The 23,605-nt window shown below is 70.7% G+C and carries 19 protein-coding genes and 1 pseudogene (1 of these 20 running past the window's edge); 5 read left to right on the top strand and 15 right to left on the bottom strand.

Going from position 1 to position 23,605, the window contains the following annotated elements; translation table 11 throughout:
* A protein-coding gene (locus tag AB5J53_RS20095; RefSeq protein ID WP_369247038.1) for a stage II sporulation protein M crosses the window boundary here: on the bottom strand, window positions 1–142 show its beginning. 866 nt of this gene lie to the left of the window's left edge; 142 of the gene's 1,008 nt are visible here — the first part of the coding sequence; its start codon is at window positions 140–142; its stop codon lies off the left edge, out of view.
* Window positions 143–261: 119 nt separating this feature from the next.
* On the opposite strand from AB5J53_RS20095, the gene AB5J53_RS20100 reads away from it, so the two are divergent.
* A complete protein-coding gene (locus tag AB5J53_RS20100; RefSeq protein WP_369247039.1) occupies window positions 262–1,233 on the top strand; it encodes an RDD family protein in 972 nt (323 codons plus the stop codon).
* A 94-nt stretch (window positions 1,234–1,327) separates the two neighbouring features.
* Here the strand turns inward: AB5J53_RS20100 and AB5J53_RS20105 are convergent, their stop codons facing one another.
* The gene (locus AB5J53_RS20105) at window positions 1,328–1,942 is read right to left on the bottom strand and encodes a hypothetical protein (RefSeq protein WP_369247040.1); all 615 of its coding nucleotides are present in this window, start codon (window positions 1,940–1,942) and stop codon (window positions 1,328–1,330) included.
* A 99-nt stretch (window positions 1,943–2,041) separates the two neighbouring features.
* Window positions 2,042–3,499: an adenosylhomocysteinase gene (ahcY, locus tag AB5J53_RS20110; RefSeq protein ID WP_369247041.1), complete on the bottom strand. Its 1,458-nt coding sequence runs from the start codon at window positions 3,497–3,499 to the stop codon at window positions 2,042–2,044.
* Window positions 3,500–3,998: 499 nt separating this feature from the next.
* Here ahcY and AB5J53_RS20115 point away from each other — a divergent pair.
* Together AB5J53_RS20115 and lepB are read left to right on the top strand one after the other, a co-directional pair.
* Window positions 3,999–6,031: pseudogene (locus AB5J53_RS20115) on the top strand (fructose-specific PTS transporter subunit EIIC).
* A 115-nt stretch (window positions 6,032–6,146) separates the two neighbouring features.
* Window positions 6,147–6,830: a signal peptidase I gene (gene lepB / locus AB5J53_RS20120; RefSeq protein ID WP_369247042.1), complete on the top strand. Its 684-nt coding sequence runs from the start codon at window positions 6,147–6,149 to the stop codon at window positions 6,828–6,830.
* An 84-nt stretch (window positions 6,831–6,914) separates the two neighbouring features.
* Here lepB and AB5J53_RS20125 read toward each other — a convergent pair whose 3' ends face one another.
* The 7 genes from AB5J53_RS20125 to AB5J53_RS20155 all read right to left on the bottom strand — a co-directional run bounded on the left by AB5J53_RS20125 (window position 6,915) and on the right by AB5J53_RS20155 (window position 14,678).
* Window positions 6,915–7,886, bottom strand: a complete 972-nt coding sequence (locus AB5J53_RS20125) for a cation diffusion facilitator family transporter (RefSeq protein WP_369247043.1) — start codon at window positions 7,884–7,886, stop codon at window positions 6,915–6,917.
* 122 nt (window positions 7,887–8,008) lie between these two features.
* Window positions 8,009–9,160, bottom strand: coding sequence for a mannose-6-phosphate isomerase, class I (gene manA / locus AB5J53_RS20130; RefSeq protein ID WP_369247044.1), 1,152 nt, complete (start codon window positions 9,158–9,160; stop codon window positions 8,009–8,011).
* 124 nt (window positions 9,161–9,284) lie between these two features.
* Window positions 9,285–10,412 carry an SIS domain-containing protein gene (locus AB5J53_RS20135; protein ID WP_369247045.1) on the bottom strand — a complete coding sequence of 376 codons (1,128 nt, stop codon included), beginning with the start codon at window positions 10,410–10,412 and terminating at the stop codon, window positions 9,285–9,287.
* A 95-nt stretch (window positions 10,413–10,507) separates the two neighbouring features.
* The gene (locus AB5J53_RS20140; RefSeq protein ID WP_099501666.1) at window positions 10,508–10,678 is read right to left on the bottom strand and encodes a Trm112 family protein; all 171 of its coding nucleotides are present in this window, start codon (window positions 10,676–10,678) and stop codon (window positions 10,508–10,510) included.
* A gap of 218 nt (window positions 10,679–10,896) precedes the next feature.
* Complete coding sequence (locus AB5J53_RS20145; RefSeq protein WP_369247046.1) at window positions 10,897–12,261, bottom strand: phosphomannomutase/phosphoglucomutase; 1,365 nt, start codon at window positions 12,259–12,261, stop codon at window positions 10,897–10,899.
* A 134-nt stretch (window positions 12,262–12,395) separates the two neighbouring features.
* Window positions 12,396–14,012 carry an L-lactate permease gene (locus AB5J53_RS20150; RefSeq protein WP_369247047.1) on the bottom strand — a complete coding sequence of 539 codons (1,617 nt, stop codon included), beginning with the start codon at window positions 14,010–14,012 and terminating at the stop codon, window positions 12,396–12,398.
* A 183-nt stretch (window positions 14,013–14,195) separates the two neighbouring features.
* On the bottom strand, window positions 14,196–14,678 hold the full coding sequence (locus AB5J53_RS20155) for a DUF3499 domain-containing protein (protein WP_369247048.1): 483 nt from the start codon (window positions 14,676–14,678) through the stop codon (window positions 14,196–14,198).
* A 385-nt stretch (window positions 14,679–15,063) separates the two neighbouring features.
* Here AB5J53_RS20155 and AB5J53_RS20160 point away from each other — a divergent pair, with 385 nt between their 5' ends.
* A complete protein-coding gene (locus AB5J53_RS20160; RefSeq protein WP_369252348.1) occupies window positions 15,064–15,513 on the top strand; it encodes a metallopeptidase family protein in 450 nt (149 codons plus the stop codon).
* A gap of 69 nt (window positions 15,514–15,582) precedes the next feature.
* On the opposite strand, the gene AB5J53_RS20165 is transcribed toward AB5J53_RS20160, so the two are convergent.
* The 5 genes from AB5J53_RS20165 to AB5J53_RS20185 all read right to left on the bottom strand — a co-directional run bounded on the left by AB5J53_RS20165 (window position 15,583) and on the right by AB5J53_RS20185 (window position 22,372).
* The gene (locus tag AB5J53_RS20165) at window positions 15,583–16,131 is read right to left on the bottom strand and encodes a transposase (protein ID WP_369251986.1); all 549 of its coding nucleotides are present in this window, start codon (window positions 16,129–16,131) and stop codon (window positions 15,583–15,585) included.
* Window positions 16,128–16,667 (bottom strand): transposase, encoded by a 540-nt coding sequence (locus tag AB5J53_RS20170; RefSeq protein ID WP_369243776.1) that lies wholly within the window; start codon window positions 16,665–16,667, stop codon window positions 16,128–16,130. Before AB5J53_RS20170 ends, AB5J53_RS20165 begins: the two co-directional genes overlap by 4 nt.
* A 78-nt stretch (window positions 16,668–16,745) precedes the next feature.
* On the bottom strand, window positions 16,746–18,242 hold the full coding sequence (locus AB5J53_RS20175; RefSeq protein ID WP_369247049.1) for a DUF5719 family protein: 1,497 nt from the start codon (window positions 18,240–18,242) through the stop codon (window positions 16,746–16,748).
* Entirely contained in the window at window positions 18,239–21,889 is a 3,651-nt protein-coding gene (locus tag AB5J53_RS20180) for a glycosyltransferase (protein ID WP_369247050.1), read from the bottom strand. The genes AB5J53_RS20175 and AB5J53_RS20180 overlap by 4 nt, the downstream gene beginning before the upstream one ends.
* Before the next feature lie 219 nt (window positions 21,890–22,108).
* Window positions 22,109–22,372 (bottom strand): WhiB family transcriptional regulator, encoded by a 264-nt coding sequence (locus tag AB5J53_RS20185; RefSeq protein ID WP_003975777.1) that lies wholly within the window; start codon window positions 22,370–22,372, stop codon window positions 22,109–22,111.
* Between the two features lie 703 nt (window positions 22,373–23,075).
* Here AB5J53_RS20185 and AB5J53_RS20190 point away from each other — a divergent pair.
* Window positions 23,076–23,567: a cysteine dioxygenase family protein gene (locus tag AB5J53_RS20190; RefSeq protein WP_369247051.1), complete on the top strand. Its 492-nt coding sequence runs from the start codon at window positions 23,076–23,078 to the stop codon at window positions 23,565–23,567.
* The last annotated feature ends 38 nt before the right edge of the window (window positions 23,568–23,605 follow it).

Consider the following 23,605-nt stretch of genomic DNA (forward strand, 5'->3'; position numbering starts at 1 on the left):
GGGAGAGGTGAGTGGCGGTGCGTTGGTACAGGGCGACGAGTTCGTCGGCCTCGGCTCCGGTGAGGCGGCGCTGGCGGCGCAGCAGGGCGTCGAGCCTGTCCCATTCGGCGCGGTGGGCGGACACGAAGACGTCGAGGTCCATCGGGTTGGCTGCTCCTCGGCTGCTCGTCGTGAGTGTCAGCTTGTCGTACTGCGGCGCGATGTGCCCTCAGCTTGGCAGACTGGCCGTTCACGGGGCAGGTCAGGGGAAGGACGGCGAGCGTGAGTGAGCTAGTGACGGGCGAGGCGGTGGCGCTGGAACTGCGCCCCGCGAAGCTGCCGAGCCGAGCGCTGGCCGTGCTGCTCGACCTTGCCGTGGCCGTGGCCGTCTATGTGATCGTGACCATCGGTCTGGTGGCTTCGACGGCCTCCCTGGACGATGCGGCGCAGCTGGCGATCTCGATCGCGAGCTTCGTTCTCGTGCTGGTGGGCGGGCCGATCGCGGTGGAGACGCTCAGCCACGGCCGCTCGCTCGGGAAGCTGGCGTGCGGGCTGCGGGTGGTGCGGGACGACGGCGGGCCGATTCGGTTCCGGCACGCGCTGGTGCGTGGAGCCGTCGGGGTGGTCGAGATTCTGATGACGTTCGGAATCGTCGCGTGCATCGCCTCGCTGGTGTCGGCGCGGGGACGGCGGCTCGGTGATGTGTTCGCGGGGACGCTCGTCGTACGGGAAAGGATTCCTGTCGGCCGTATGCCCTTCGTACCTCCTCCGCCGCCCTGGCTGGCGGGGCGGTTCTCCGGGCTTGATCTTTCCGCGGTGCCGGACGGGCTGTGGTTGGCCATCCGCCAGTACCTGACACGGATGCACCAGTTGGATCCGCAGGTCGGCGGGGCGATGGCGGAGCGGCTGGCCATGGATCTCGCTGCCCGTACGGGGGCTCCGGCGCCGCAGGGGGTTCCGTCGGCCGCGTATCTGGCGGCGGTGATGCAGGAGCGTCAGGCGCGGGAGGCTCGTCGGGCGTTCGGGAGCGGGGCGGCCGGGATCACTCAGCCGGGCCCGGGTGGGGTACCGAGCGCGGTCGGACCGGCGGCACAGTCGGCGGGCGCACCTCCCTCCCCCTTCCCCCACCCGTACCCGTCGGCTCCGTCTGCACCGTCAGCGAATCCCGCAACGGCGCCGCAAGCGCCCCGACCCGCGGTGCCGCAGGCCGACCGCGTCGATCGCCCCTCGACCGGCTTCGTGCCGCCCGCGTAATCAGCAGCCGTTGCGGCTTCGGACCGGCCGCGAGAGGCGTCGCAGATCGAGCCCGCCAGGACATGGCCGCCGGATCTACGTCGGGACGTCGTCGTCAGCTGAATACCGACGGCGGTGATTCGAGGTGTTCCAGTTCGATGCCGGGTGCCGCTAGCACCACGTCTCCCGAGATGTGCACGGCGTGCTGCTCCCCCGTGTCCAGCGCTGTGACCTGGTATTCGTCCACGGTCAGCGGGCCGTTGTCAGTGGCGTGTGTTTCTCTCGAGATCAAGGCCCAGGACTGGTCGAGGGTGCGCGGGGCCAGGACCGGGTCCGTGAAGGCCACAAGGCGTACGCGGGTCGCGGAGGCGGAGGGGGTGAGGCGAAGGAGACGGGCGGTGGCGATGAGGAACGCGGGGGATGTGCCGGTGAAGGCGTGGGCGCGGACATTGCCTTCGGTGGCCTGTGTGCCCGTGGGGTCGGTGCGGACCCAGGTCACGCCGTCGAGGGCGGCGCCGCGGACCTGCCAGCCCGCGGCGTGCAGTTCGAGACGGATGGGGCGGCCGATGTCGTCGACGGCGAGGTCGACGGAACCGGCTTGGTCGCCGGAGGGGGTGGTGAGTTGGGAGACGTAGCGCCAGCCGGAGGGGCCGGGCGCGCAGTGGAAGTGCTCTTCAGAGAGGGGGGTGTGATCGTGCGGATCATGGAGCGAATAACGGCCGCGGGGCATGGGCGTTCAGGTCCTCATCGGGGACAGGCCCCCGCCACGGGGGCGAGGGCCTGCTGACATCCGTACGCCGAGCGGTGGTACCGCTGCTCGGCCGGGTGCTCAGTAGCGGTAGTGGTCCGACTTGTACGGGCCCTCGACCTCGACACCGATGTACGCGGCCTGCTCGGGGCGGAGCGTCGTGAGCTTCACGCCGAGCGCGTCGAGGTGGAGGCGGGCGACCTTCTCGTCCAGGTGCTTGGGCAGCACGTAGACGTCGGTCGGGTACTCCTCGGGCTTGGTGAACAGCTCGATCTGGGCCAGCGTCTGGTCCGCGAACGAGTTGGACATCACGAAGGAGGGGTGACCGGTGGCGTTGCCCAGGTTCAGCAGGCGGCCCTCGGAGAGGACGATGATCACCTTGCCGTCGGGGAACTTCCAGGTGTGGACCTGCGGCTTCACCTCGTCCTTGACGATGCCCGGGATCTTCGCGAGGCCGGCCATGTCGATCTCGTTGTCGAAGTGACCGATGTTGCCGACGATCGCCTGGTGCTTCATCTTGGCCATGTCCGAGGCCATGATGATGTCCTTGTTGCCGGTCGTGGTGACGAAGATGTCGGCCTTGTCGATGACCTCGTCGAGGGTCGTGACCTGGTAGCCGTCCATCGCCGCCTGCAGCGCGCAGATCGGGTCGATCTCGGTGATGATCACGCGGGCGCCCTGTCCGCGCAGGGACTCCGCGCAGCCCTTGCCCACGTCGCCGTAGCCGCAGACGACGACGGTCTTGCCGCCGATGAGGGTGTCGGTGGCGCGGTTGATGCCGTCGATCAGGGAGTGGCGGCAGCCGTACTTGTTGTCGAACTTCGACTTGGTGACGGCGTCGTTCACGTTGATCGCCGGGAACAGCAGGGTGCCGTCGCGGTGCATCTCGTACAGGCGGTGGACGCCGGTGGTGGTCTCCTCGGTCACGCCGCGGATCTCCGAGGCGAGCTGGGTCCACTTCTGCGAGCCGTCGCTGATGGTGCGCTGCAGGAGTTCGAGGACCACGCGGTGCTCGTCGGACTCGGCGGTGTCGACCGAGGGGACCTTGCCGTCCTTCTCGTACTCGACGCCCTTGTGGACGAGGAGGGTGGCGTCACCGCCGTCGTCGAGGATCATGTTCGGGCCGCCGGTGGGGCTGTTCGGCCAGGTCAGAGCCTGTTCCGTGCACCACCAGTACTCCTCCAGGGTCTCGCCCTTCCAGGCGAAGACCGGGATGCCCTGCGGGTTCTCGGGCGTGCCGTTCGGGCCGACCGCGATGGCGGCGGCGGCGTGGTCCTGGGTGGAGAAGATGTTGCAGGAGGCCCAGCGGACCTCGGCGCCCAGGGCGACCAGGGTCTCGATGAGGACGGCGGTCTGCACCGTCATGTGCAGGGAGCCGGTGACGCGGGCGCCCGCGAGGGGCTGTGCCTCGGCGTACTCCTTGCGGATCGACATCAGGCCGGGCATCTCGTGCTCGGCGAGGGTGATCTCCTTGCGGCCGAAGGCCGCCAGGGAGAGGTCGGCGACCTTGAAGTCCTGTCGGTTGTCGACAGTCGTCATTGCGAGCTGCTCCTCGGGATTGGGGCGAGGTGGATACGGCTGGTCTGCGCGGCGGCTGGCATACGCATGCCCGAGCGAGGCACGAACGTGCCCAGCACGGCACAGGAGTGCCTGGTACGCGCAGCGCAGTCCGTCGGAGGCCCTCTCTCCCTCGGCCGGTCCGCGGTGGGACCGCCCGACCGCCATCAGCAGCGACGTCTGGCTCAGTCACCCAAGCTACACCGGTGGGCCCGGCCCTCCCCAGTCCGCCTCCGGACACCGAGGGGTCCGGTGGCAGGCATCAGGCCGATAACGGAACGTCCTCGGGATCGATAACGGCCGGTCCTCGGAAGGGCCAACAGGGGCCATCGGACCGGGGCATCCAGGGACGTTCGGAGCTTTTGATCCAGGGCTCGGGTGTTGCAGGATGCGGGGAGATCGCGGCCATACGAGCGATCTTGCGGGGCGTCCGGGACGGCGTTCCGCGTGACAAAGGCGTCAAAGACGTTAGGAGATCCACGTGACCAGTCCGGCCGGCCCTCCCCCCACGGGCAACGGCGGCGGCGAGCAGAAGCGGTTGAAGCTGCTCGCGGTGACCGCATGCCCGACCGGCATCGCCCACACGTACATGGCGGCCGAGAAGCTCGCGCAGGCCGCGGAGCGCCTCGGTATCGAGATGAAGGTGGAGACCCAGGGATCCATCGGGTCCGAGAACGTACTGGATGACAACGATGTCAAAGCTGCGGACGGCGTCATCGTCGCTGCGACAAGGACGTGGACCTGAGCCGGTTCGCGGGGAAGCGCGTCATCACTGTCGGGGTCGCCGAGGGGATTCACCATCCGGAGCGGCTGATCGAGCGGGTGCGGTCGGCGCCCGTGCACACGGCGGTCGGTGCCGCCGAGACGGCGAGCGGCGGCGGCAAGGAGCGGAGCCTCGCGTACAAGGCGCTGATGAACGGGGTCAGTTACATGATCCCGTTCGTCGTGGTCGGCGGGCTGCTGATCGCGATATCCCTCTCGCTGGGCGGGCACACGGACCCGTCCGGCGGTCTTGTCATCCCGAAGGACTCCTTCTGGATGGACGTCAACAACATCGGTGTCATCGGCTTCACGCTGATGGTGCCGATCCTGTCCGGCTACATCGCGTACGCGATCGGGGACCGGCCGGCGCTGGTTCCCGGCATGATCGGCGGCTGGATCGCCAACACCGGCTCGCTCTACGACTCCAAGGCGGGCGCGGGCTTCATCGGGGCGATCGTGACCGGGTTCCTGGCCGGATATCTGGTGCTGTGGATCAAGAAGGTCCGGGTCCCGAAGTTCGTGCAGCCGATCATGCCGATCATCGTGATCCCGATCGTGGCGACGACGGCGCTCAGCCTGTTCTTCATCTACGTCATCGGCAAACCCATCTCCTGGGTCTTCGAGCATCTGACCAGCTGGCTGAGCGGGATGACGGGGACGAGCGCGGTGCTGCTCGGCGCGATTCTCGGCCTCATGATCGCGTTCGACATGGGCGGGCCGGTCAACAAGACGGCCTTCCTCTTCGGAGCCGGACTCATCGCGACCGGCAATCAGACCGTCATGGGCATGTGCGCGGCCGCGATTCCCGTCATGCCGCTCGGGCAGGGCCTGGCCACGCTGCTCCGGAAGCGGCTCTACACCGAGCAGGAGCGCGAGACCGGGCTGGCCTCGCTGTTCATGGGCTGCTTCGGCATCTCCGAGGGCGCGATTCCGTTCGCGGCCGCGCGGCCCGCGCAGGTCATCCCCGCGAACATGCTCGGCGGCGCGGTCGCCGGTGCGATCGCCGGGCTCGCGGGGGTCAAGGACGCGGTCCCGCACGGCGGGCCGATCGTGGCGGTGCTGGGTGCCGTGGGCGGCGTACCGATGTTCTTCGTCGCCGTGCTCCTCGGCACGGCGGTGACGGCGCTGACGACCGTCACCCTGGTCGACCTCAGTGAGCGCAAGCGGCGCGGGGAGGCGCTGGTGCCCACGCCTCGGCTCGCGCCCGAGCCGGCGCTCGCGCTCTCCGGTGTGGGCGCCGCCACCGCCACCGCCGTACGGACGACGCCCGGCAGCACTTCCACCGGCGCCGACCCCGAAGTCCTCTCCGGCTACCTCACCGAGCGGACCGTCAAGGTGCAGCTCGAATCGCGGGACAAGGAGTCCGCGATTCGGGAGATGGCCGGGCTGCTGGCCTCCACCGGGAAGGTCGCCGATGTGGAGGAGTTGGTGCGGACGGCCTTGCGGCGGGAGGAGCAGGGGACGACGGGGCTCGGGGAAGAGATCGCGATTCCGCATGCCAAGACGGATGCGGTGACCGCGCCGGTCCTCGGGTTCGCACGGTCCGCCGAGGGCATCGAGTGGGGTGCGCTCGACGGGACCAAGGCCAAGCTGGTCTTCATGATCTCCGTACCGGAGGCGGCCGCGGGCGACGAACATCTGCGGATTCTGGCGCTGTTGTCGCGCAAGTTGATGGATCCCGGGTTCCGGGAGCGGCTGACGGCGGCGGAGGACGAGCGCACGATCCTCGGCGTGCTGGGCGAGATCCGGTAGCCGTACCGGCCCCGGCGGGTCCCGTAGCCGGAAGGCTCGGGGCCCGCCGTCGTACGTTCACAGCGAACCGCTAGCCTCTGCGCGCGCGGGAGTGCCGTGCGGGGAGGGGACAGGGATGCGCAGGGGGCGAGGGCTCGCGGTCACGGCGTGGGTGCTGGGGCCGTTGGGACTGGTGATGCTGATCGGGTCCTTCATATACGCGCGGGGTGCGTATACGACGGCCGTGGTGCGGAGCGAGAGCATGACGCCCACGTACACCGTCGGTGAGCGGCTGGTCTTCGAGCGCGTGGGCGGGGACGAGGTGCGGCGCGGTGACGTGGTGCTGTACTCGGCGCCGGAGCGGTACGGACCGGGGGTCAGTGTCATTCAGCGCGTCATCGGGGTCGGTGGCGACCGCGTGGCCTGCTGCGGGGGCCAGGGGGCGGACCAGCGGATCACCCTCAACGGGAAGCCGCTCGACGAGCCGTATGTGCAGGACGGCATAGTCGACGAAACGCAGAGGCCGTACGACCCGTACGACGTCAAGGTGCCTGAAGGGCGGCTGTTCCTGCTCGGCGATCACCGCCTGAACGCAAGGGACTCCCGTTACTTCCGCGACGACCACGGCGGGACCGTGCCCGTCGGCGCGGTGCAGGGACGGCTGACCGACGAGCGCACGGTGCCCATCGCGCTCGCGGTGACCGGGATGCTCGGGGTGCCCGTCGCGCTGGCCGGGGCCGGCTTCGGGATCGCCGCCTTGGTCGTACGGCGGCGGAGTCGGGCGGTGCCGCCGATGCCGCCGTGGGCCGTGCAGGTCTGACGGACGTCATACGGCTCATACGGCCGGGGCCCGCCTGGACAACTCCAGGCGGGCCCAGCCACGTACAAGAAGTACAGGCAGAAATCAGTGCGACTGTGCCGGTCCCCCGGGCGTCGCCTCGCGGTCCGGGCCCTTGGCGGCCTCCGCCTCGCTGTAGATGTCCGGCTCCAGGTAGATCACACGGGCGATCGGGACGGCGGTGCGGATGCGGGACTCGGCGGCGTCGATCGCGGAGGCGACCTCGGCGGCCGTGTCGTCGTGCTGGACGGCGATCTTCGCGGCGATCAGGAGCTCCTCCGGGCCGAGGTGGAGGGTGCGCATGTGGATGATGCCGGTGACGGTGTCGCCGTCGACGATGGCGTCCTCGATCTCCTTGATCACCTCGACGCCCGCGGCCTCGCCCAGGAGAAGGGACTTGGTCTCGGCCGCCAGGACCAGCGCGATCAGGATGAGCAGGACACCGATGCAGACCGTGCCGATGCCGTCCCAGACACCGTCGCCGGTGAGCAGGGCCAGACCGACGCCGCCGAGCGCGAGGACCAGACCGATGAGCGCGCCGAAGTCCTCCAGGAGGACGACCGGCAGTTCGGGGGCCTTGGCACGGCGGATGAACTGCGACCAGGAGTGCGTGCCGCGCAGCTCGTTGGACTCCTTGATGGCCGTGCGGAAGGAGAAGCTCTCCGCGATGATCGCGAACACCAGGACGCCCACCGGCCAGTACCAGTGCTCGATCTCGTGCGGGTGCTTGATCTTCTCGTAGCCCTCGTAGACGGCGAACATGCCACCGACCGAGAAGAGGACGATCGAGACGAGGAAGGCGTAGATGTAGCGCTCGCGGCCATAGCCGAAGGGGTGCTGCGGGGTCGCCTCGCGCTGGGCCTTCTTGCCGCCGATCAGGAGCAGGGCCTGATTGCCGGAGTCGGCGAGCGAGTGGACGCCCTCGGCGAGCATCGAGGACGAGCCGCTGAAGGCGAACGCCACGAACTTCGATACCGCGATCGCGAGGTTGGCGCCGAGTGCCGCCACGATCGCCTTGGTGCCGCCTGACGCGCTCATGTGTCCGGGGTGTCCCTTCGCCTTCGCCTCTGTCCGTCGCCGGGCCTTTGCCAGCCCTTTGCGACGGGCCATTCTTGCAGCCCGGTCCAACAGCGGCGCCTCAGGCCACCACAGTTACCTCATCAGGCCACCACTGTCGCGCGGAAGATCGTGCCGTTCCCGGACACTTCGGCCTTTTCGCCGGCCGGTACGAAGACCGACTGGCCGGGAGCCAGCGTGATGGCGTCCGCGCGCACCGAACCCGCCGTGCAAAGGAGGATCTGCGGGGTCTCACGGGTGAGGTCCCGCGGGGCGGCGCCCTCGGCCAGGACATGGCGGGAGAGGCGGAACTCGTCGATGGGGGTCTCGTAGACCTCCTCGCCGTCCGGGGACGCCTCCGGGCGCAGGACGCCGGGGTCGCTCGCCTCGAAGCGGACGATGCGCAGGAGTTCGGGGACGTCGACGTGCTTGGGGGTCAGGCCACAGCGCAGGACGTTGTCGCTGTTGGCCATGATCTCGACGCCCAGGCCGTTCAAGTACGCGTGCGGGACGCCCGCGCCGAGGAACAGGGCCTCGCCGGGCTGCAGTTGGACGTAGTTGAGCAGCATGGCGGCGATGACGCCGGGGTCGCCCGGGTAGTGGTGGGCGATGTCTGCGTACGGGGCGTATGCGCCGCCGAGGCGGGCACAGGCGGCCGCGGCCTCGGTGACCGTGCGTGCCATGTCCTCGGGGTCCGCGCTCAGCACGGCCGTCAGGACCTCGCGCAGCGCCGCGTCCTCCGGGTGGGCGTGCAGCAGGTCGACGTACGGCTTGAGGGAGTCGACATCGAGGCCCGCGAGGAGCTCGGCGGCCTCGTCGGGGGTGCGGAAGCCGCACAGGCCGTCGAACTCCGTGAGCGCGCAGATCAGTTCGGGCTTGTGGTTGGCGTCCTTGTAGTTGCGGTGCGGGGCGTCGATCGGGACTCCGCGGCGCTCCTCGTCCTCGTAACCCTCCCTGGCCTGCTCCAGGTCGGGGTGTACCTGGAGGGAGAGGGGGGCGCCTGCGGCGAGGATCTTCAGCAGGAACGGGAGGCGGGGGCCGAACTTGGCGACGGCCGCACGGCCGAGTTCCTGCTCGGGGTCCTCGTCGATGACCTCGTTGAGCGGACCGCGCTCGGTGCGCGAGGGTGCGCCCGGGTGGGCGCCCATCCACATCTCCGCCTGCGGCTCACCGCTCGGCTCCACGCCGAGCAGCTGCGGGATGGCGGTCGTCGAACCCCAGGCATAGGGGCGGATGGTGTTGTCGAGGCGGTCCATACGAATCTCTGCGGTTCCTTCTGGGTACGACGCGGGCGACGCGGGTCCTGCCTCCGTGGACGAAGGTCACGGAGGCGCTTGTCGGCGTATCTCGCGTACGAAGGTCAGGGTGTCGGAGTCAAGATCAGGCCCCCGAAGCGAGCGCCAGGTAAACGGCGGCGAAATCCGTGATGGCGATCAGCTCGGCCAGGGTCTCCAGCTCGCCGCCCTCCTCCGGTTCGAGCTCACTGATCGAGGTGTCGTGGCTGAGGGCGAGTTCGCGGGCGGCGGGCGCCGCGCTGATTCCGCCGATCGGGCGGTCACGGAGCAGGACCACGCGCGCGTGCAGGGCCTGCGCCTCCTCGACGCGGTCGCGGAAGAAGTCGTCGGGGTCGGCGCCGGCGGCGAGTGCGCCGGCGAGCAGCACACTGTGGGAGTCGAGTGCCTCGGGGAGCTCGGCGATGAGCGCGGGGCGGCCCGCGAGCTCGGCGAGCGCGGCGGTGAAACGGCGGCCCGCGGGACCCGCGGAGGTGCCCTCCGTCCAGATCACCGGGAGGGCTTCGGCCAGCTCTGCGGCGAGTGTCTTGGCCGGGTTGCTGTAGGTCGCGATGGCCGGGCCGCAGCGCTCGGCGACGTGGTCGAGGCGATTGGCGACCTTCTGCAGGACCTCGGGTGGGGCCGAGATCAGGCCGGTGCGGTCGAGGAGGGAGAGCAGCGGGGTGAGCAGCGCCCACAGGACGCCGGGCGCGGACGCGGCCAGGGGTTCGTCCTGCTCGTACGGAGCTGTCGCCATCGGTACGAAGAGGCCGTGCGCGCCGTCGACCGAGTCGGTGAGCGGGGATCGGGCGGGGGCCACGGCGGCGACGGTGCAGCCGCGCCGGTAGGCCTGCTCGACCAGGAGTTCGAGGCCTGGTTCGGTGCCGTCCGGTGTGGCGACCAGGAGGAGGTCGACCGGGCCCGCCCAGCCTGGCAGCTCCCAGCGCAGGGCTCCCGCGGCGGGGGCGACACCGGTGGGGGTGAGCCGGGTCAGGGGGCAGCTCGCTCCGGCGAGGGTGCCGAGCAGTTCGGCGACGCCGGTGGCGGCCATGCCGGGGCCCGCGATCAGGACGGCGCGCGGGCGGCCGTCCGGCTTGAGGTCCGGGATCCCGGCCTCGGTGGCGTGCCGGACCGCGGTACGTACGCGGGCGCCGGCTTCGGCGGCGCCGCGCAGGAGCGCCCGCCGGTCGGCTCGGGCGAGCGCTTCGGGGTCGTCGAGCAGCGATTCGTCGAGCATGGGGTCGGCAGCCTCCGATCGCCGGTGTGTCGCCATGGTGCGCCGCGTGGGTGCGCCGCGTCGATGCGTCGCGCAGGCGCGTCGCCTTGTGTCGCTTACGCGGGGCGGCGGGCCTCGTCGACGAGCAGTACGGGGATGCCGTCCCGGACGGGGTAGGCGAGGCCGCAGTCCCCTCCCGTGCAGATCAGCTCGCTCTCCTGCTCCTTGAGCGGGGCGTGGCAGGCCGGGCAGGCGAGGATCTCCAGGAGGCCGGCTTCGAGCGGCATGGGGTGTCCTTTCGAACGGGTGGATGCGGCCTGGTCAGAGTACCGCCGGGGCGCGGCGCTGGCTTGTGCGGAGTGCGGTTGCCGGCGCTCGCATGTCCCCGGGGTCGGGGCGGGCGTGGGGGGACAGCGAACCCGGCGCCTTGCCGGGTGCTGCTCTCTTCGGGACGGGCGCCACCCCTCGCGCCACGCATGTCCACAGCTCGGACGGCTGCGATCCCTCAGCCTCTGATGATTTCCAGGACCTCGTCGCGCACCTTCGCCATCGTCGCCTCGTCGCGTGCCTCCGCGTTCAGACGCAGCAGCGGCTCCGTGTTGGACGGGCGGACGTTGAACCACCAGTCGTCGGCAGTGACCGTGAGGCCGTCGAGTTCGTCGAATTCGACGCCCTCACGATCCCCGTACGCGGCCTTGATCGCGGCGAGGCGGGCGGCCTGGTCGTCGACCGTGGAGTTGATCTCGCCGGAGCCGACGTAGCGGTCGTACTCGGCCACGAGCTGGGAGAGCGGGCCGTCCTGGCCGCCGAGGGCGGCGAGGACATGGAGGGCGGCCAGCATGCCCGTGTCGGCGTTCCAGAAGTCGCGGAAGTAGTAGTGCGCGGAGTGCTCGCCGCCGAAGATCGCGCCGGTGCGGGCCATCTCGGCCTTGATGAAGGAGTGGCCCACACGGGTGCGGACCGGGTCGCCGCCCTGCTCCCGGACGACCTCCGGGACCGACCAGGACGTGATCAGGTTGTGGATGACCGTGCCGCCGCCGTGCTTGGCGAGCTCGCGGGAGGCCACCAGCGCGGTGATCGCGGACGGCGAGACCGGCTCGCCGTGCTCGTCGACGACGAAGCAACGGTCCGCGTCGCCGTCGAAGGCGATGCCGATGTCGGCGCCCTCCTCGCGCACGCGCTTTTGGAGGTCCACGATGTTCGCCGGGTCGAGGGGGTTGGCCTCGTGGTTGGGGAACGTGCCGTCCAGTTCGAAGTACATGGGGACGAGGTCCAGGGGGAGGCCGGCGAAGACCGTGGGGACCGTGTGGCCGCCCATGCCGTTGCCCGCGTCGACGACGACCTTGAGGGGGCGGATCGAGGTCAGGTCGACGAGGCCGCGGAGGTATGCCGCGTAATCCTCCAACGTGTCACGCTGCGTGATCGTTCCCGGCGTCGTGTCCGAGGCCTCCGGGGCGCCCGAGTCGAGCCAGGACTCGACGAGTTCGCGGATCTCCGAGAGGCCGGTGTCCTGACCGACCGGGGTCGCGCCCGCCCGGCACATCTTGATGCCGTTGTACTGGGCGGGGTTGTGCGAGGCCGTGAACATGGCGCCCGGCAGGTCGAACTCGCCCGACGCGTAGTAGAGCTGGTCCGTGGAGCACAGGCCGATTTCGGTCACGCGGACACCGCGCGCCGCCGCACCGCGCGCGAAGGCCCGCGACAGCCCGGGCGACGAGGGCCGCATGTCGTGCCCGATCACGATGGCCTCCGCTCCGGTCACCCGGACGAAGGCCGCTCCGAACAGCTCGGCCAACGACTCGTCCCACTGATCCGGGACCACACCGCGTACGTCGTACGCCTTCACGAGCTGCGACAGATCAGCAGTCACGACCAACCCTCCAGAAGTCCACTTCGGTCGCCCCAAACTACTCGTCCCCACCGACAGTCCGCTGTCGGGCCTCTGAGCGGACGCACATCCGTCACCTGGGGGAAACGAGGCTCGTCACAACGGCGCCGGGTCCGTCAGGGCAACATCCACTCCAGGACCGGCGAACTCTGCCCCACCACGATCAGACACATGATCAACAGCAGTCCGGCACTCCAGGGCAGCACCTTGCGCAGCAGGTCGCCCTCGCGGCCCGCGAGCCCGACCGCCGCGCACGCGATGGTCAGGTTCTGCGGCGAGATCATCTTGCCGAGCACACCGCCCGAACTGTTGGCGGCGGCGAGCAGTTCGGGAGACAGTCCCGACTCCCTGGCCGCGCTCACCTGAAGGGCACCGAAAAGGGCGTTCGCCGAGGTGTCGGAGCCGGAGACGGCCACGCCGAACCAGCCCAGAACGGGGGACAGGAAGGCGAGCCCCGCGCCGGCCGCCGCCACGAAGTGGCCGATCGTGGCGGCCTGTCCGGAGAGGTTCATGACGTAGGCGAGGGCCAGCACGGACGTCACGGTGAGGATCGCGAACCTCAACTCGTGCACGGTGGCCGCCCATTCCCCGACGGCCACGCGCGCGTGCACCCCGAGGACGACGGCCGTGCACAGCCCGGCGAGGAGCACGAGGGTGCCGCCGGTCGACACCAGAGGCAGCGTGAAGACATTGCCGCCGACCGGTTCGCCGTCCGGGTTCACGACATTCAGGAACGGCCAGTCGAAGACGCGCGTCGCCTTCGCCAGCCAGTCCTTCACCGCCGGTATCTGCGCGATCGAGAAGATGGCGACGATCAGGGCGTACGGGGCGTAGGCGCGCACGACTTCGGGGCGCGGGTCCTCCTCGTCCAGGTCCTCGCTGCGTACACCGGTCAGGACCGCGGCCCGTACGGGCTCGGCGGCGGGCCTGCGGGCGTGCGGTACGGCGACCAGGGCGGCCGCGCCCGCCAAGGAGGCGCCGATGTCGGCGAGTTGCGCGGAGACGTAGTTCGAGGCGGCGAACTGGGCGGCGGCGAAGGCGACTCCGCACACCAGGGCGGGCACCCAGGTCTCGCGCAGCCCGCGCCGGCCGTCGACCAGGCCGACGAGTACGAGGGGCACGACCAGGGCCAGCAGTGGGGTCTGGCGGCCTACTACGGAGGCGACGGAATCCAGCGGCAGGCCCGTGACTTGGGCGAGCGTGACGACCGGTGTGCCCATCGCGCCGAAGGCGACCGGCGCAGTGTTGGCGACGAGCGCGACGACCGCCGCTCGCACCGGGTCGAAGCCGAGCGCGACCAGCATCACGGAGCAGATCGCGACGGGCGCGCCGAAGCCCGCGAGGGCTTCCAGGAGCGCGCCGAAGCAGAAGGCGACCACGAGCGCCTGGATGCGCGGATCGTCGGACAGCCGCCCGAACGAGCGGCGCAGGATGTCGAAATGCCGGGTGCGGACCGTCATCCGGTACACCCACAGCGCGTTGACGACGATCCACAGAATGGGGAAGAGGCCGAAGACGGCGCCCTGGGCGGCACTGGAGAACGTCTGGCCGACCGGCATGCCGTACGCGAGGCAGGCGACCACAACGGCCGCCAGCAGACCGATGAGCCCGGCCAGGTGCGCCTTCATGCGGACGCCGCCGAGCAGGACCAGCACGATGACGAGGGGCAGGGCAGCGACTAGGGCGGACAGGCCGAGCGAGCCGGCGACGGGTTCCAGTTCCTGGACGTACACGGGCGCCTCCCCGGTTTCCGTGATGCGGAAAGCGATTTCTCACGGCAAACGGAATGGTCGTGTCCGCGACAACTTCACGTCAATGGGTGTGCGTCGCTCGATGAAATCGGCGTACGGGAAACCCACGTACCGGGATGGCGCACGCAGGCGCGGGGAAACGGCGCACGGACGAGTGCGGGGCGCTCAGTTGTCCGGCGAGCGCAGCACCCGGAGATGGCCGCGGCGCGCGACCTCCATCGGGTCCGCCGAGCGGGCGCTGCCCGAGCCACCGGCCTCCGCGGCGCGCTGCTGCGGTCGGGCCGCCTCGCGCACCGCGTTGGCGAGCGCTTCCAGATCGTCACCGCTGGGGCGGGAGGGACCCGAGGCGTCGGCGAGCCGGACGACCTCCCAGCCGCGCGGCGCGGTGAGGCGCTCGGAGTGCTCGGCACACAGGTCGTAGCAGTGGGGTTCGGCGTAGGTGGCGAGCGGGCCGAGGACCGCGGTCGAGTCGGCATAGACGTACGTCAGCGTCGCGACGGCGGGACGGCCGCAAGCGGTGCGCGAACAGCGACGTACAGGGCTCACGACGTTGGACGGTACCGCACTCTTGAGCGGGCCGCGACGACTCTCCCCCAGGTCACCCCACCGTGTCGTGCCGTGAGGCGGCCCACACAGAGCTCCGAACATCCTGCCCTGACCTGGGGCGACATCACGTTCCGAGATCCCGAACGGACCTGAATCCGGTCACCACTTGGCGCAAACCACGTCAATTGCCATGTGAGCGGCGGTCTTGGAGGGATACGGAATCGAGCCCAACCTTGGCTGGAATGGTCATCGAGCGACATCGCACATGATCACCGGACTTCGTACCGTCGGCGTGATCACCGGACTTCGTGCCGTCGGCATGATCACGGGACTTCCTACCGTCGACGTGATCATCGGGCTTTGTGCCGTCGACGTGATCACCGGGCTTCCTGCTGTCGGCATGATCACCGGGCTCGCGCCGCCGGGGCGCGGGCGGCCGCGTGGGGGCCGGGCACCCGGACCACACGGGGACTACTCTTCGTCAGTGATGGACAACCCCGTACAGCCCCGCGCCGCCGCACCCGGGCCCCGCCGTCGTGACCGCCATGGCAGGGGCATGCGCGGCCCCGTCGCGCCGCCCCAGGTGCCGCTCTCCGCGAGCCGCGCCGAGGTGTTCGCGGACCTCGTGCAGGACTCCGTGGAGCGACTGGAGCGGCGCTGGCCGCAGCTCGCCGACATCGACTTCCTGGTCCTCGAAGTGCCCCGCCTGGAGGGCTCGGGCGAGGGCTGGAGCGACGAGGCGGTGCCCCTGGGCGGCACGATCCCGGCGCGCGAGGGCCGGCCCGCGCGCGTGGTCGTCTACCGCCGCCCGGTCGAGATCCGCACCAAGGGTCGTGACGAGCGCGCCGCCCTGGTGCACGAGGTCGTCGTGGAGCAGGTCGCGGAGGTGCTCGGGCTGACGCCGGAGACGGTGGATCCGCGGTACGGCGAGGACTGAACCACCGGGTCCTCGTGCAAGGCCCGGCGGATCACTACCCCATGGGCCGTCGTGCCGGCCCGCAGATCACTACTGACGTTGTCGCTGTGATGTCGTCAAGGTGAGGCCGGTTTCGGCGAGGCATCCGTCGATGCGCTTGCTGCGGTACTGAATCTGGCGGAGACCGTGCCGAAGCGTGCTGATGAGGTGGTCGGGGTCGGTGAAGGCGGTGTTGGTCTGGCTGCTGCGCCGCAGCAGGGACCAGATGCCCTCGACGGGGTTGAGGTCGGGTGCGTAGGCCGGCAGAAAGTAGCAGGTGATCCAGTCGTGGGTGTCGATGAACTCCCGTAATCGGCGGTCTTTGTGGACGTTGAGGTTGTCCCACACCAGCACGATCGGTGCGCCGAGTTGCCGGTGGGCGGCGATGAGCAGGTCGCGATAGTCGGTCCAGGTGAAACTGCGTCTGCCACCGCGTTTGTGATCGAGATGCCGTTTGGGCCGGTAGATCAGCCGTGAGTGTTCGCCCTGCTTGTAGCAGGCGAGCGCGGCAACGGAGAAGCGGCGCTGGGAGCGTCCCCGGACCCGGATGACGGGTGTGTGGCCGCGTCGGGCCCAGGTCCGTGCGGTGGGCGGCGTCATCGAGAACCCGGCTTCGTCTTCGAAGCACAGCCAGGCGTCGAGCGCCGCCACGGCCCTTCCACCTGCGGCCAGGTCTCCTTCACCCAGCCCGCCACGGCCTCCTCGTCGCGCTCGATGGCTCGGCGGGCTGGGACCTGGTGACTGAAGCCGTGCCGGTGCAGCATCCGCGCGATCGCCGACAGCGTCATGCTTTTGTGGAACCGGCGCCCGATCAGCGTCTTGATCCGCGCCAGCGTCCACGTCTGGTCCGGCCAGCCATGGGCGACCGGCCCTTTGGCCAGCTCCTGCTCGAGCACGGCGAACAGCTTCTCGCTCAGCTTGGGCAGCGATACCGGTCCGGCAGACCGCAGCCCCTCCGCGCCGGCGTCGTGCCAGGCCCGGCGCCAGCGCTGCACCGAGCGCACACTCACCCGTAATTCCTTGGCGACCTCGGCGGTGGAGGCACCGACTGCGAAGCGCTCCGCGGCCTCCAGCCGGATCCGCTCGCGAAACGCCTGCCGTTCAGGCGTCAGCCCACCACCCTGCGGATATCTCACACAACCGGCATACCGCGACGATCACACATCGTCATCCCTCAACGACATCACGCCGCAAAAGTCAGTAACAGTGGCTCGCTACTTCAGTAGCACCGAAAGATCCTGTTCCGCCTCCGGCACCGCCACCGTCCCGCGGTCGTCGGGGAGCGTCTGGATCGTGAAGCCGGGGACGCCCTCTTCGGTGGCCGCGAGCATCCGGGAGGCGTAGACGGGGCCTCCGGAGACCGGCTCGACCGTGAGCGCGTACGTCCCCTTGAGGCCGCTCGGGACCGGTGCCTCGACGTTCTGCGTCGTGCCGCCCTTGATCGTGAACGTCTTCGTCACGGCCGTGCCGCCCTCGCTGCCCGCGGACGCGGTGACCTTGACCTGGGCGGCGCGGCCGGGGGCGGCCAAGGCGAGCGTGGAGCCCTTGGAACTGTTGTCGGCGACCGTCGCGCGCGCGGAGACCGGGCTGGTGGCGGGGATGAACGCGGTCTCCTGCTTGTCGCCCTTGCCGCGCACGACGCGCAGGGCCGCGACGACCGGCACCGATGTGCCGGTGGGCGTGAGCACCAGGGAGCCCGCTTCGCCCCGGGTGACGTCGCCGAGGTCTATCGCGGCTGTCATGCCGGACTTCACGTGCAGCGTCTCGTTCCCCGCGGGAGTGATCAGCCCGGAGGGTGAGGCGAGGCGCACCTTCAGGTCGGCGTCGGCGTCGCCGGGCACGAAGGCGACCAGCCGCACGGACGTGGCGTCCTTCGGGATGCCCGGCAGGACGAGGCTGCCGGCGGGGTCCGTGGAGGCGGCCAACCAGTCGCCGCCGAGCTTGTCGTCCAGGGCCTGCACGGCGGCTCCGACGCGGCCGCTGCGGACCTTCACATGCACGGTGAGGTTGGACTGCGGGTCGTCCGTGAGCGTGTTCAGCAGGATCGGCTCGCTGGAGTGGGGCTGGACCGTGATCCCGTCGCCCACCGTGGACTTGAGGGTGCCGTCCTTGCCGTACAGCTCGATGTCGACGACGGCGGCGGAGTCGTCGGGGTTGGTCAGGTGCACGTAGTCGGTGCGCTCGGCGGCGGTGCTGGCGCCCGGGAACCAGAACTCGGTGTCCGGGGCGGTGCAGTTGGTGCCGAGCAGACCGCGCCCGGTGCCCGCGGCGACCTCGGTGGTCTCCTGGACGGTCCAGCCTGGCGCGAACTTGCCCTCGGCGGTGCCGACGAGTGCGGGCGCCTCGGCGCCCGCACTGTCACCGGTGGCCGGCTTGCCGGGCTCCTTGGGTTCCACGACGGGCTTGTCGGCCTTCTTGCCGCTCTTCTGGCCGCCGGTCCCGTCCCCCGACTCCTCGGTCGCCGCCTGGAGTTCGGCCTTGCCGTCGGCGCTCGTGCCCTTCGAGACGGGTGTGAACGACGTGTACGCGGTGTCCGCGATGTCGGAGGTGCTCGGCTGCGGGCAGAGCAGGCTGGTGCGCTCCACGGGCAGCCGCGCGGCCGCCTTGGCGGTGTGCTCGCCGGAGGCGGACGGCTCGGAGAGCGTGGCGAATCCGGTGACGGCGGCGAGCGCGGTCGCGCCGGCGATCAGGGACAGGGTGGTGCGGTTCACTGCTGGCTCCCGTCGGGGCGCTCACTGTCGGTGCCGTGCGGCGGTTGCGCGGGCATCTGGGGCTGCGCCGGGTCGTAGCCCTGGCCGGTCGCGTCGTAGCCCTGGCCGTACGCCTGGTCGTACGAGGTCGTGCCCCCGTAGGCGTACGGGTCGTACTGGCCGCCCTGGTAGGGGTCCGCCTGGTACGGCTGCTCGTAGGTGCCCGCCGGGTACTGCTGCTGGCCCTGGTACTGCTCGCCGCCGTAGGTGCCGTACTCGGCGCCCGCGTAGCTCGATGTGTCCCACTCGCCGTACGCCTGCTGGTGCGGGACGGCGGGGACCTCCTCCTCCGGAGGAGGAAGGGTGTCCGCGTCCTCGGTCTGCGCGGCCTGCTCGGCCTCGGCCTGGGCGCGCAGGCGGCGGGCGCGGCGGCCGTCACCCGTGACGTCCTGGGCGGGCACGGCCTGCTCCTCGGGGAGGTCGTCGTCGACGTCCCGGCGCCGCCCGGGCAGGGCGAGCACCACGAGGACCACGGCGAGCCCGCCCTGCGCCCACAGCCAGGCGGTGTGGCTCACCGGAGCGTCGAAGGTGACGTCCAACTTGCCGCCGTCGGCGGGCAGTTCGAAGCCCTGCGCCCAGCCGTCGACCGTGGTACGGGTGAGCGGCTTTCCGTCCAGGGTCGCCGTCCAGCCCTCGTTGGCCGTGTCGGCGAGGCGCAGGACGCGGCCGTCGGCCCCGGAGGGGATGGTGGTGTGCACCTCGACGGGTCCGGCGGCGATGGACAGCGAGTCGCCGGACTTGGGGACGATCGCGGCGCGCGAGACCTGCTGGTCCACGCGCCACAGGGCGCTGCCGTCCTGCTGGCTGAGCCGGGTCAGGCCCGGCGTGGCGTCCAGGACGCGGCTCACCTCGCGCGGCGCGCCCTTGCGGACGAGGACGTAGCGCACGGCGAAGCCGCCGAGTTCGTCGGCCTGGTCGGCGCCGGAGCCGGCCACGAGATTGGCGACGACCTTGTCGAGCTTCTTGTTCGCGCCGCCCGCCGCCGCGAGCTCGCCGTCGCCGAGGCGGGCGCCGGAGCCGCGCACGAGGGTGTAGCCGACCGTGGCGGCCGACCGGCTGTCCAGGACGAGCGTGCGGGCCTGGTCGCGGGTACCGCTCTCCTCGGCGACGAACGCGGGCACCTGCACCGGGTCGCGGCGCTCCACGGGCCCGTCGGCGCCCCGGATCATCCATCCGGCGGCGACGAGCAGCGGCCCGGCCGCGCAGGCGAAGGCGATGAGCGCGGCCACCGGCTGGCGCCAGCCGAAGCTCTGCTCGGCCACGCGCGCGCGTGCCCCGTCGGCACCCATGGCGGCGGCGGCGAGCAGCCCGAGACCGTAGACGAGGGTGGCGGGGCCGGCCCACGTCGAACCGTTCGACATGACGGCGAAGACGAGCGCCACCAGCGCGACCGCCCACGCCGTCCAGATCCCCGCCTGGCGCTGCGTGCGCATCAGGGCGGCCAGCGCGGCCAGCACGATGCCGAACAGCATCAGCCCGCTGACGGTCCCGGGGCCGCCGGGGCTGGCGCCGAGCAGATCGAGCGCCGAGGCCGCGCTGTCGCCGTACTCCAGACCGGCTTCCTTGAAGAAGCCGAACGGAAGCAGGGTCAGTGACCAGGGGGCGAGGATCAGCAGCGGGGTGCCCAACTGGGCCAGGAAACGCAGCCCATAGGCGGTGATCTCGTTGCGGCGCACTGCGAGGAGTGCGATGCCGAGGACCAGAGCGATGGGCCACACGATCGGGGTGAACGCCGTGATGAACGTGAGCAGCAGGGCGTACGCCCAGGTGGCGCGCCAGCTGCCGCGTGCTCCGGAGGAGTGGGTCAGGCCGCTCGCGGCGATGCCCGCGCGCGCGAGGAGCGGCAGCAGGATCGCGAGGACGGCGGTGCCGATGCGGCCGCCCGCGAGCGCGCCGGTGGCGGCGGGCAGGAAGGCGTACGCGACCGATGCCCAGGCGCGCAGCAGGCGCGAGTCGACGAGGGGCCGCGAGGCGAAGTACGCGGCGAAGCCGGCCAGCGGCACGGAGGCCACGAGGAGCACCGTGACCGCGAGCCCGGTGGAGCCGAGGAGCAGCGAGGCCAGCAGCGCGACGAGCGCGAGGTAGGGCGGCGCGGACTGGGTGCCGCCCGCTCCCACCGGATGCCAGCCGTCGAGATAGTGCGACCACAGCTCGGAGGAGTCGGCGGGCGCGGGCAGCAGCGCGCCGCCCGCGAGCGCCCCGCCGCCGAGCAGCTCACGGCAGGCGAGCAGCGAGACGAACAGCAGCACCAGGAAGAGCATCGGACCGGGGTTGCGGGCGACCCGCTTGAGCCGGGCGAACTGCTCGATCTCCAGGAAGTCGGCGTCGTCGCCGCCCGGCCCGGACTCGACCGCGCCGCCGTGCCGTCCGGCACCGGCGGCGACCTCGGGGTCGGAGCGGCCCACGAGGCTGCTCGCGACCTGTTCGACGGTGGCCCGCACCGTCGCGCCGGGCGGCGGGAACAGCGCGCGCAGCTCGCCCTTGTCGACCTGTGGTCGGCCGCGCCTGCGCCGCCCTGCGATGATCCGCTCGGGGCGCAGCAGGGTGCCCAGGAGGCCGCGGATCTCGTCGACGGCCTGTCCGGGGACCTTGCCGACGAGATACGCGACCGTGCGCAGCAGGGTCCCGAGGACCAGTCGGATCAGGATCCAAGGCAGCTGTGCCGTACGGGCGTTGACGAGGAGGGTGTAGACGGCGCCCGCCTTGTCGACCTTGTGCGGGGACGCGGAGGTGCGGCCCACGCAGTCGACGGTGCGGCGCTCGCGGGAGGCCGCCTCGGCGTGTCGTACGACCGCTTCGGGGGCGACGAGGACGCGGTGGCCGGCGGCCTGGGCGCGCCAGCACAGGTCGACGTCGTCACGCATCAGGGGCAGCCTGCGGTCGAATCCGCCGAGCTGCTCGAAGACGTCGCGCCGGATCAGCATGCCGGCGGTGGAGACGGACAGCACGGGGTGGACGTGGTCGTGCTGGCCCTGGTCCTGCTCGCGGCGGTCCAGACCCGTCCAGCGGCGGCCGGAGTTGGCGATGGTGACGCCGACTTCGAGGAGCTGACGGCGGTCGTACCAGCCGCGGAGCTTGGGGCCCACGACGGCGACTTCCTTGCCGAGCTCCAGCTCGTTCTCCACGACCCGCAGCATGTGCGCCAGGGCGTCCGGCTCGGGGGCGCTGTCGTCGTGCAGCAGCCACAGCCACTGCTCGGGCTCGCCGTGCGGGAGGTCCGGCATGTCGTACGCGTCGTCGCGCCAGGTGCGGGTGACGGGGTCCCAGCCGCTGGGGCGCTTCAGGTAGGGCAGGTCGTCCGGGGTGAGCACGGCGGCGCTGCGGGCGGCCTCCTCGACGGCCTGGCCGAAGCCTGTGCGCCGGGCGAGGTGCAGCACGCGGTCGGCGCCGAGCGCGTCGGTGAGCAGCTGGGCGGAGTCGTCCGCGCTGCCGGTGTCGGCCGCCACCGCGTTCTGCACGGGGCGCTCCTGGCCGAGCAGCCCGGCGAGCGCCTCGGGCAGCCAGCGGGCGCCGTCGTGGGAGACGAGCACCGCGGTCACCACGTGGCGCGGGAACTCAGGAGTGGCAGCGGCGTCGTGATGGGCTGCCGAATGGCTGTGCACGGACATCGAGGTACGGGCCCCGGTTCGATGGACTGCGGTGGACGTCTGTGTCCGGCGGGGACAGCGGGACGTCTCGGACGAGGGCCCACACTAACGGCTGGGCAACACAGCGGCCCGCCGCCTGTGGATAACCCACCTGCGACGGGCCGTTCGTTACGTATCGGTACGGAGGGGTGTGCGCCGTTCGGTCGGGCGGCGGCCTTCTTCGGACAGCGGCGGTCACGCTCAGACGGCGGCCTTCTTCAGCCTTCGTCGCTCACGCTCGGACAGACCGCCCCAGATGCCGAACCGCTCGTCGTTGGCGAGCGCGTATTCGAGGCACTCGGAGCGGACCTCACAGGCGAGGCAGACCTTCTTGGCCTCGCGGGTGGAGCCGCCTTTCTCGGGGAAGAAGGACTCGGGGTCGGTCTGGGCGCACAGCGCGCGCTCCTGCCAGCCGAGTTCCTCGTCCGCGTCGTCGACCAGCAGTTGCTGCACCAGCTCGGTCATGTGCGCCCCTCGTCTGTCTTTCGCGTCCCCGTGATGCTGCCGTTACCGATTTCGGCTGAACGACACGAGTGAAATTACAAGTGTGCCGATCCGGGCCAGTCAAGCCGAGATCTGCTATTGGGCCCCTTATTCACTCTGCGGAACCAAGGCTATGCGGAAAGTGTTCAAATCGGCATAAACCCTGACAGCCCAAGGGTCCAGGTCAGACGCCCGATCCCGCACAGGGAAGGACGCCCGGGAGTTCGATCTCGTTCCGAACGTTTCGAACACGAACATCGAAGCGAGCCGGATCACAGTTGGATCACGGGATCGTCGAGGTTTGTGCGCCCGGTTGAGCGCCATGTGTCCGGGGTGGCTGTTGCACAAACCTTTCGCCTGCCAGATGAACCGGATGAGGTGAAACATTGCCCACATACCGGACATGAAGTTGACAGTCGAGGTGTGAACCGGTGTGCTTGTGGGCATGCTCGCGAACTTGGCACTCACCTCGACCCGCACCGCCGGGTCCCACGGTGCTGCCCGCGCTCGCTGTAGCTGTTGCTGTTCCAGCTGTTGAGTCGTACCGCGCTCCGGCTGCCTTCCGCCCACTGAGGCACCGCTGAGGCACCCCACCGCCCCCATCCGGGCGACTCCTCCCGCTCGTGACCCGGGCGGAACGACCTGCGACACCCCAGCACTCTCCGCCGAGGAACCACCGCACCCCATGAACAGCGACAGCGACCTCCAGATCGCCGGCGACATCCTCGAAGTACCGCACCTCCTCCAGCCGCCGCGCGAGCACCCCGCCACCGTGGCCGAGTTCGTCGGCCTCGCCCGCTCCATCGCCGCCGACCGCTCCCAGTGGGGGCACCTCGTCCAGTACGACGCGACCTCACGCTGGTACCACCGGCTGCGCACCGGACCCGGCTATGAGGTGTGGCTCCTTTCCTGGGTGCCCGGGCAGGGCAGCGGGCTGCACGACCACGGCACCTCGTCCGGCGTACTGACCGTCCTCGAGGGCGAATTGACCGAGCGGACCGAACGCGGCACGCGCGCGTTGGGCGCGGGTTCTCAGCGGGTCTTCGCGCCGGGGTACGTCCACGAGGTCGTCAACGATTCCCTCGAACCGGCCGTGAGCCTGCACGTTTATTACCCGGGTCTCACCGAGATGCCGATGCACACGGCCCAGTGCGCCGCGGCCGCCGTCACCGCCTGAGAACCGCCCGAGGTCTCGTAACCGCCTGACGCGTTGTC

Source organism: Streptomyces sp. R41, from assembly GCF_041053055.1.
Taxonomy (GTDB): Bacteria; Actinomycetota; Actinomycetes; order Streptomycetales; family Streptomycetaceae; genus Streptomyces.

Coding starts and splice junctions, on each gene's coding strand:
- AB5J53_RS20105 (WP_369247040.1), bottom strand. CDS start 1,942: ATGCCCCGCGGCCGTTATTCGCTCCATGATCCGCACGATCACACCCCC.
- ahcY (WP_369247041.1), bottom strand. CDS start 3,499: ATGACGACTGTCGACAACCGACAGGACTTCAAGGTCGCCGACCTCTCC.
- lepB (WP_369247042.1), top strand. CDS start 6,147: ATGCGCAGGGGGCGAGGGCTCGCGGTCACGGCGTGGGTGCTGGGGCCG.
- AB5J53_RS20125 (WP_369247043.1), bottom strand. CDS start 7,886: ATGAGCGCGTCAGGCGGCACCAAGGCGATCGTGGCGGCACTCGGCGCC.
- manA (WP_369247044.1), bottom strand. CDS start 9,160: ATGGACCGCCTCGACAACACCATCCGCCCCTATGCCTGGGGTTCGACG.
- AB5J53_RS20135 (WP_369247045.1), bottom strand. CDS start 10,412: ATGCTCGACGAATCGCTGCTCGACGACCCCGAAGCGCTCGCCCGAGCC.
- AB5J53_RS20140 (WP_099501666.1), bottom strand. CDS start 10,678: ATGCCGCTCGAAGCCGGCCTCCTGGAGATCCTCGCCTGCCCGGCCTGC.
- AB5J53_RS20155 (WP_369247048.1), bottom strand. CDS start 14,678: ATGTTCGGAGCTCTGTGTGGGCCGCCTCACGGCACGACACGGTGGGGT.
- AB5J53_RS20160 (WP_369252348.1), top strand. CDS start 15,064: ATGGACAACCCCGTACAGCCCCGCGCCGCCGCACCCGGGCCCCGCCGT.
- AB5J53_RS20165 (WP_369251986.1), bottom strand. CDS start 16,131: ATGACGCCGCCCACCGCACGGACCTGGGCCCGACGCGGCCACACACCC.
- AB5J53_RS20180 (WP_369247050.1), bottom strand. CDS start 21,889: ATGTCCGTGCACAGCCATTCGGCAGCCCATCACGACGCCGCTGCCACT.
- AB5J53_RS20185 (WP_003975777.1), bottom strand. CDS start 22,372: ATGACCGAGCTGGTGCAGCAACTGCTGGTCGACGACGCGGACGAGGAA.
- AB5J53_RS20190 (WP_369247051.1), top strand. CDS start 23,076: ATGAACAGCGACAGCGACCTCCAGATCGCCGGCGACATCCTCGAAGTA.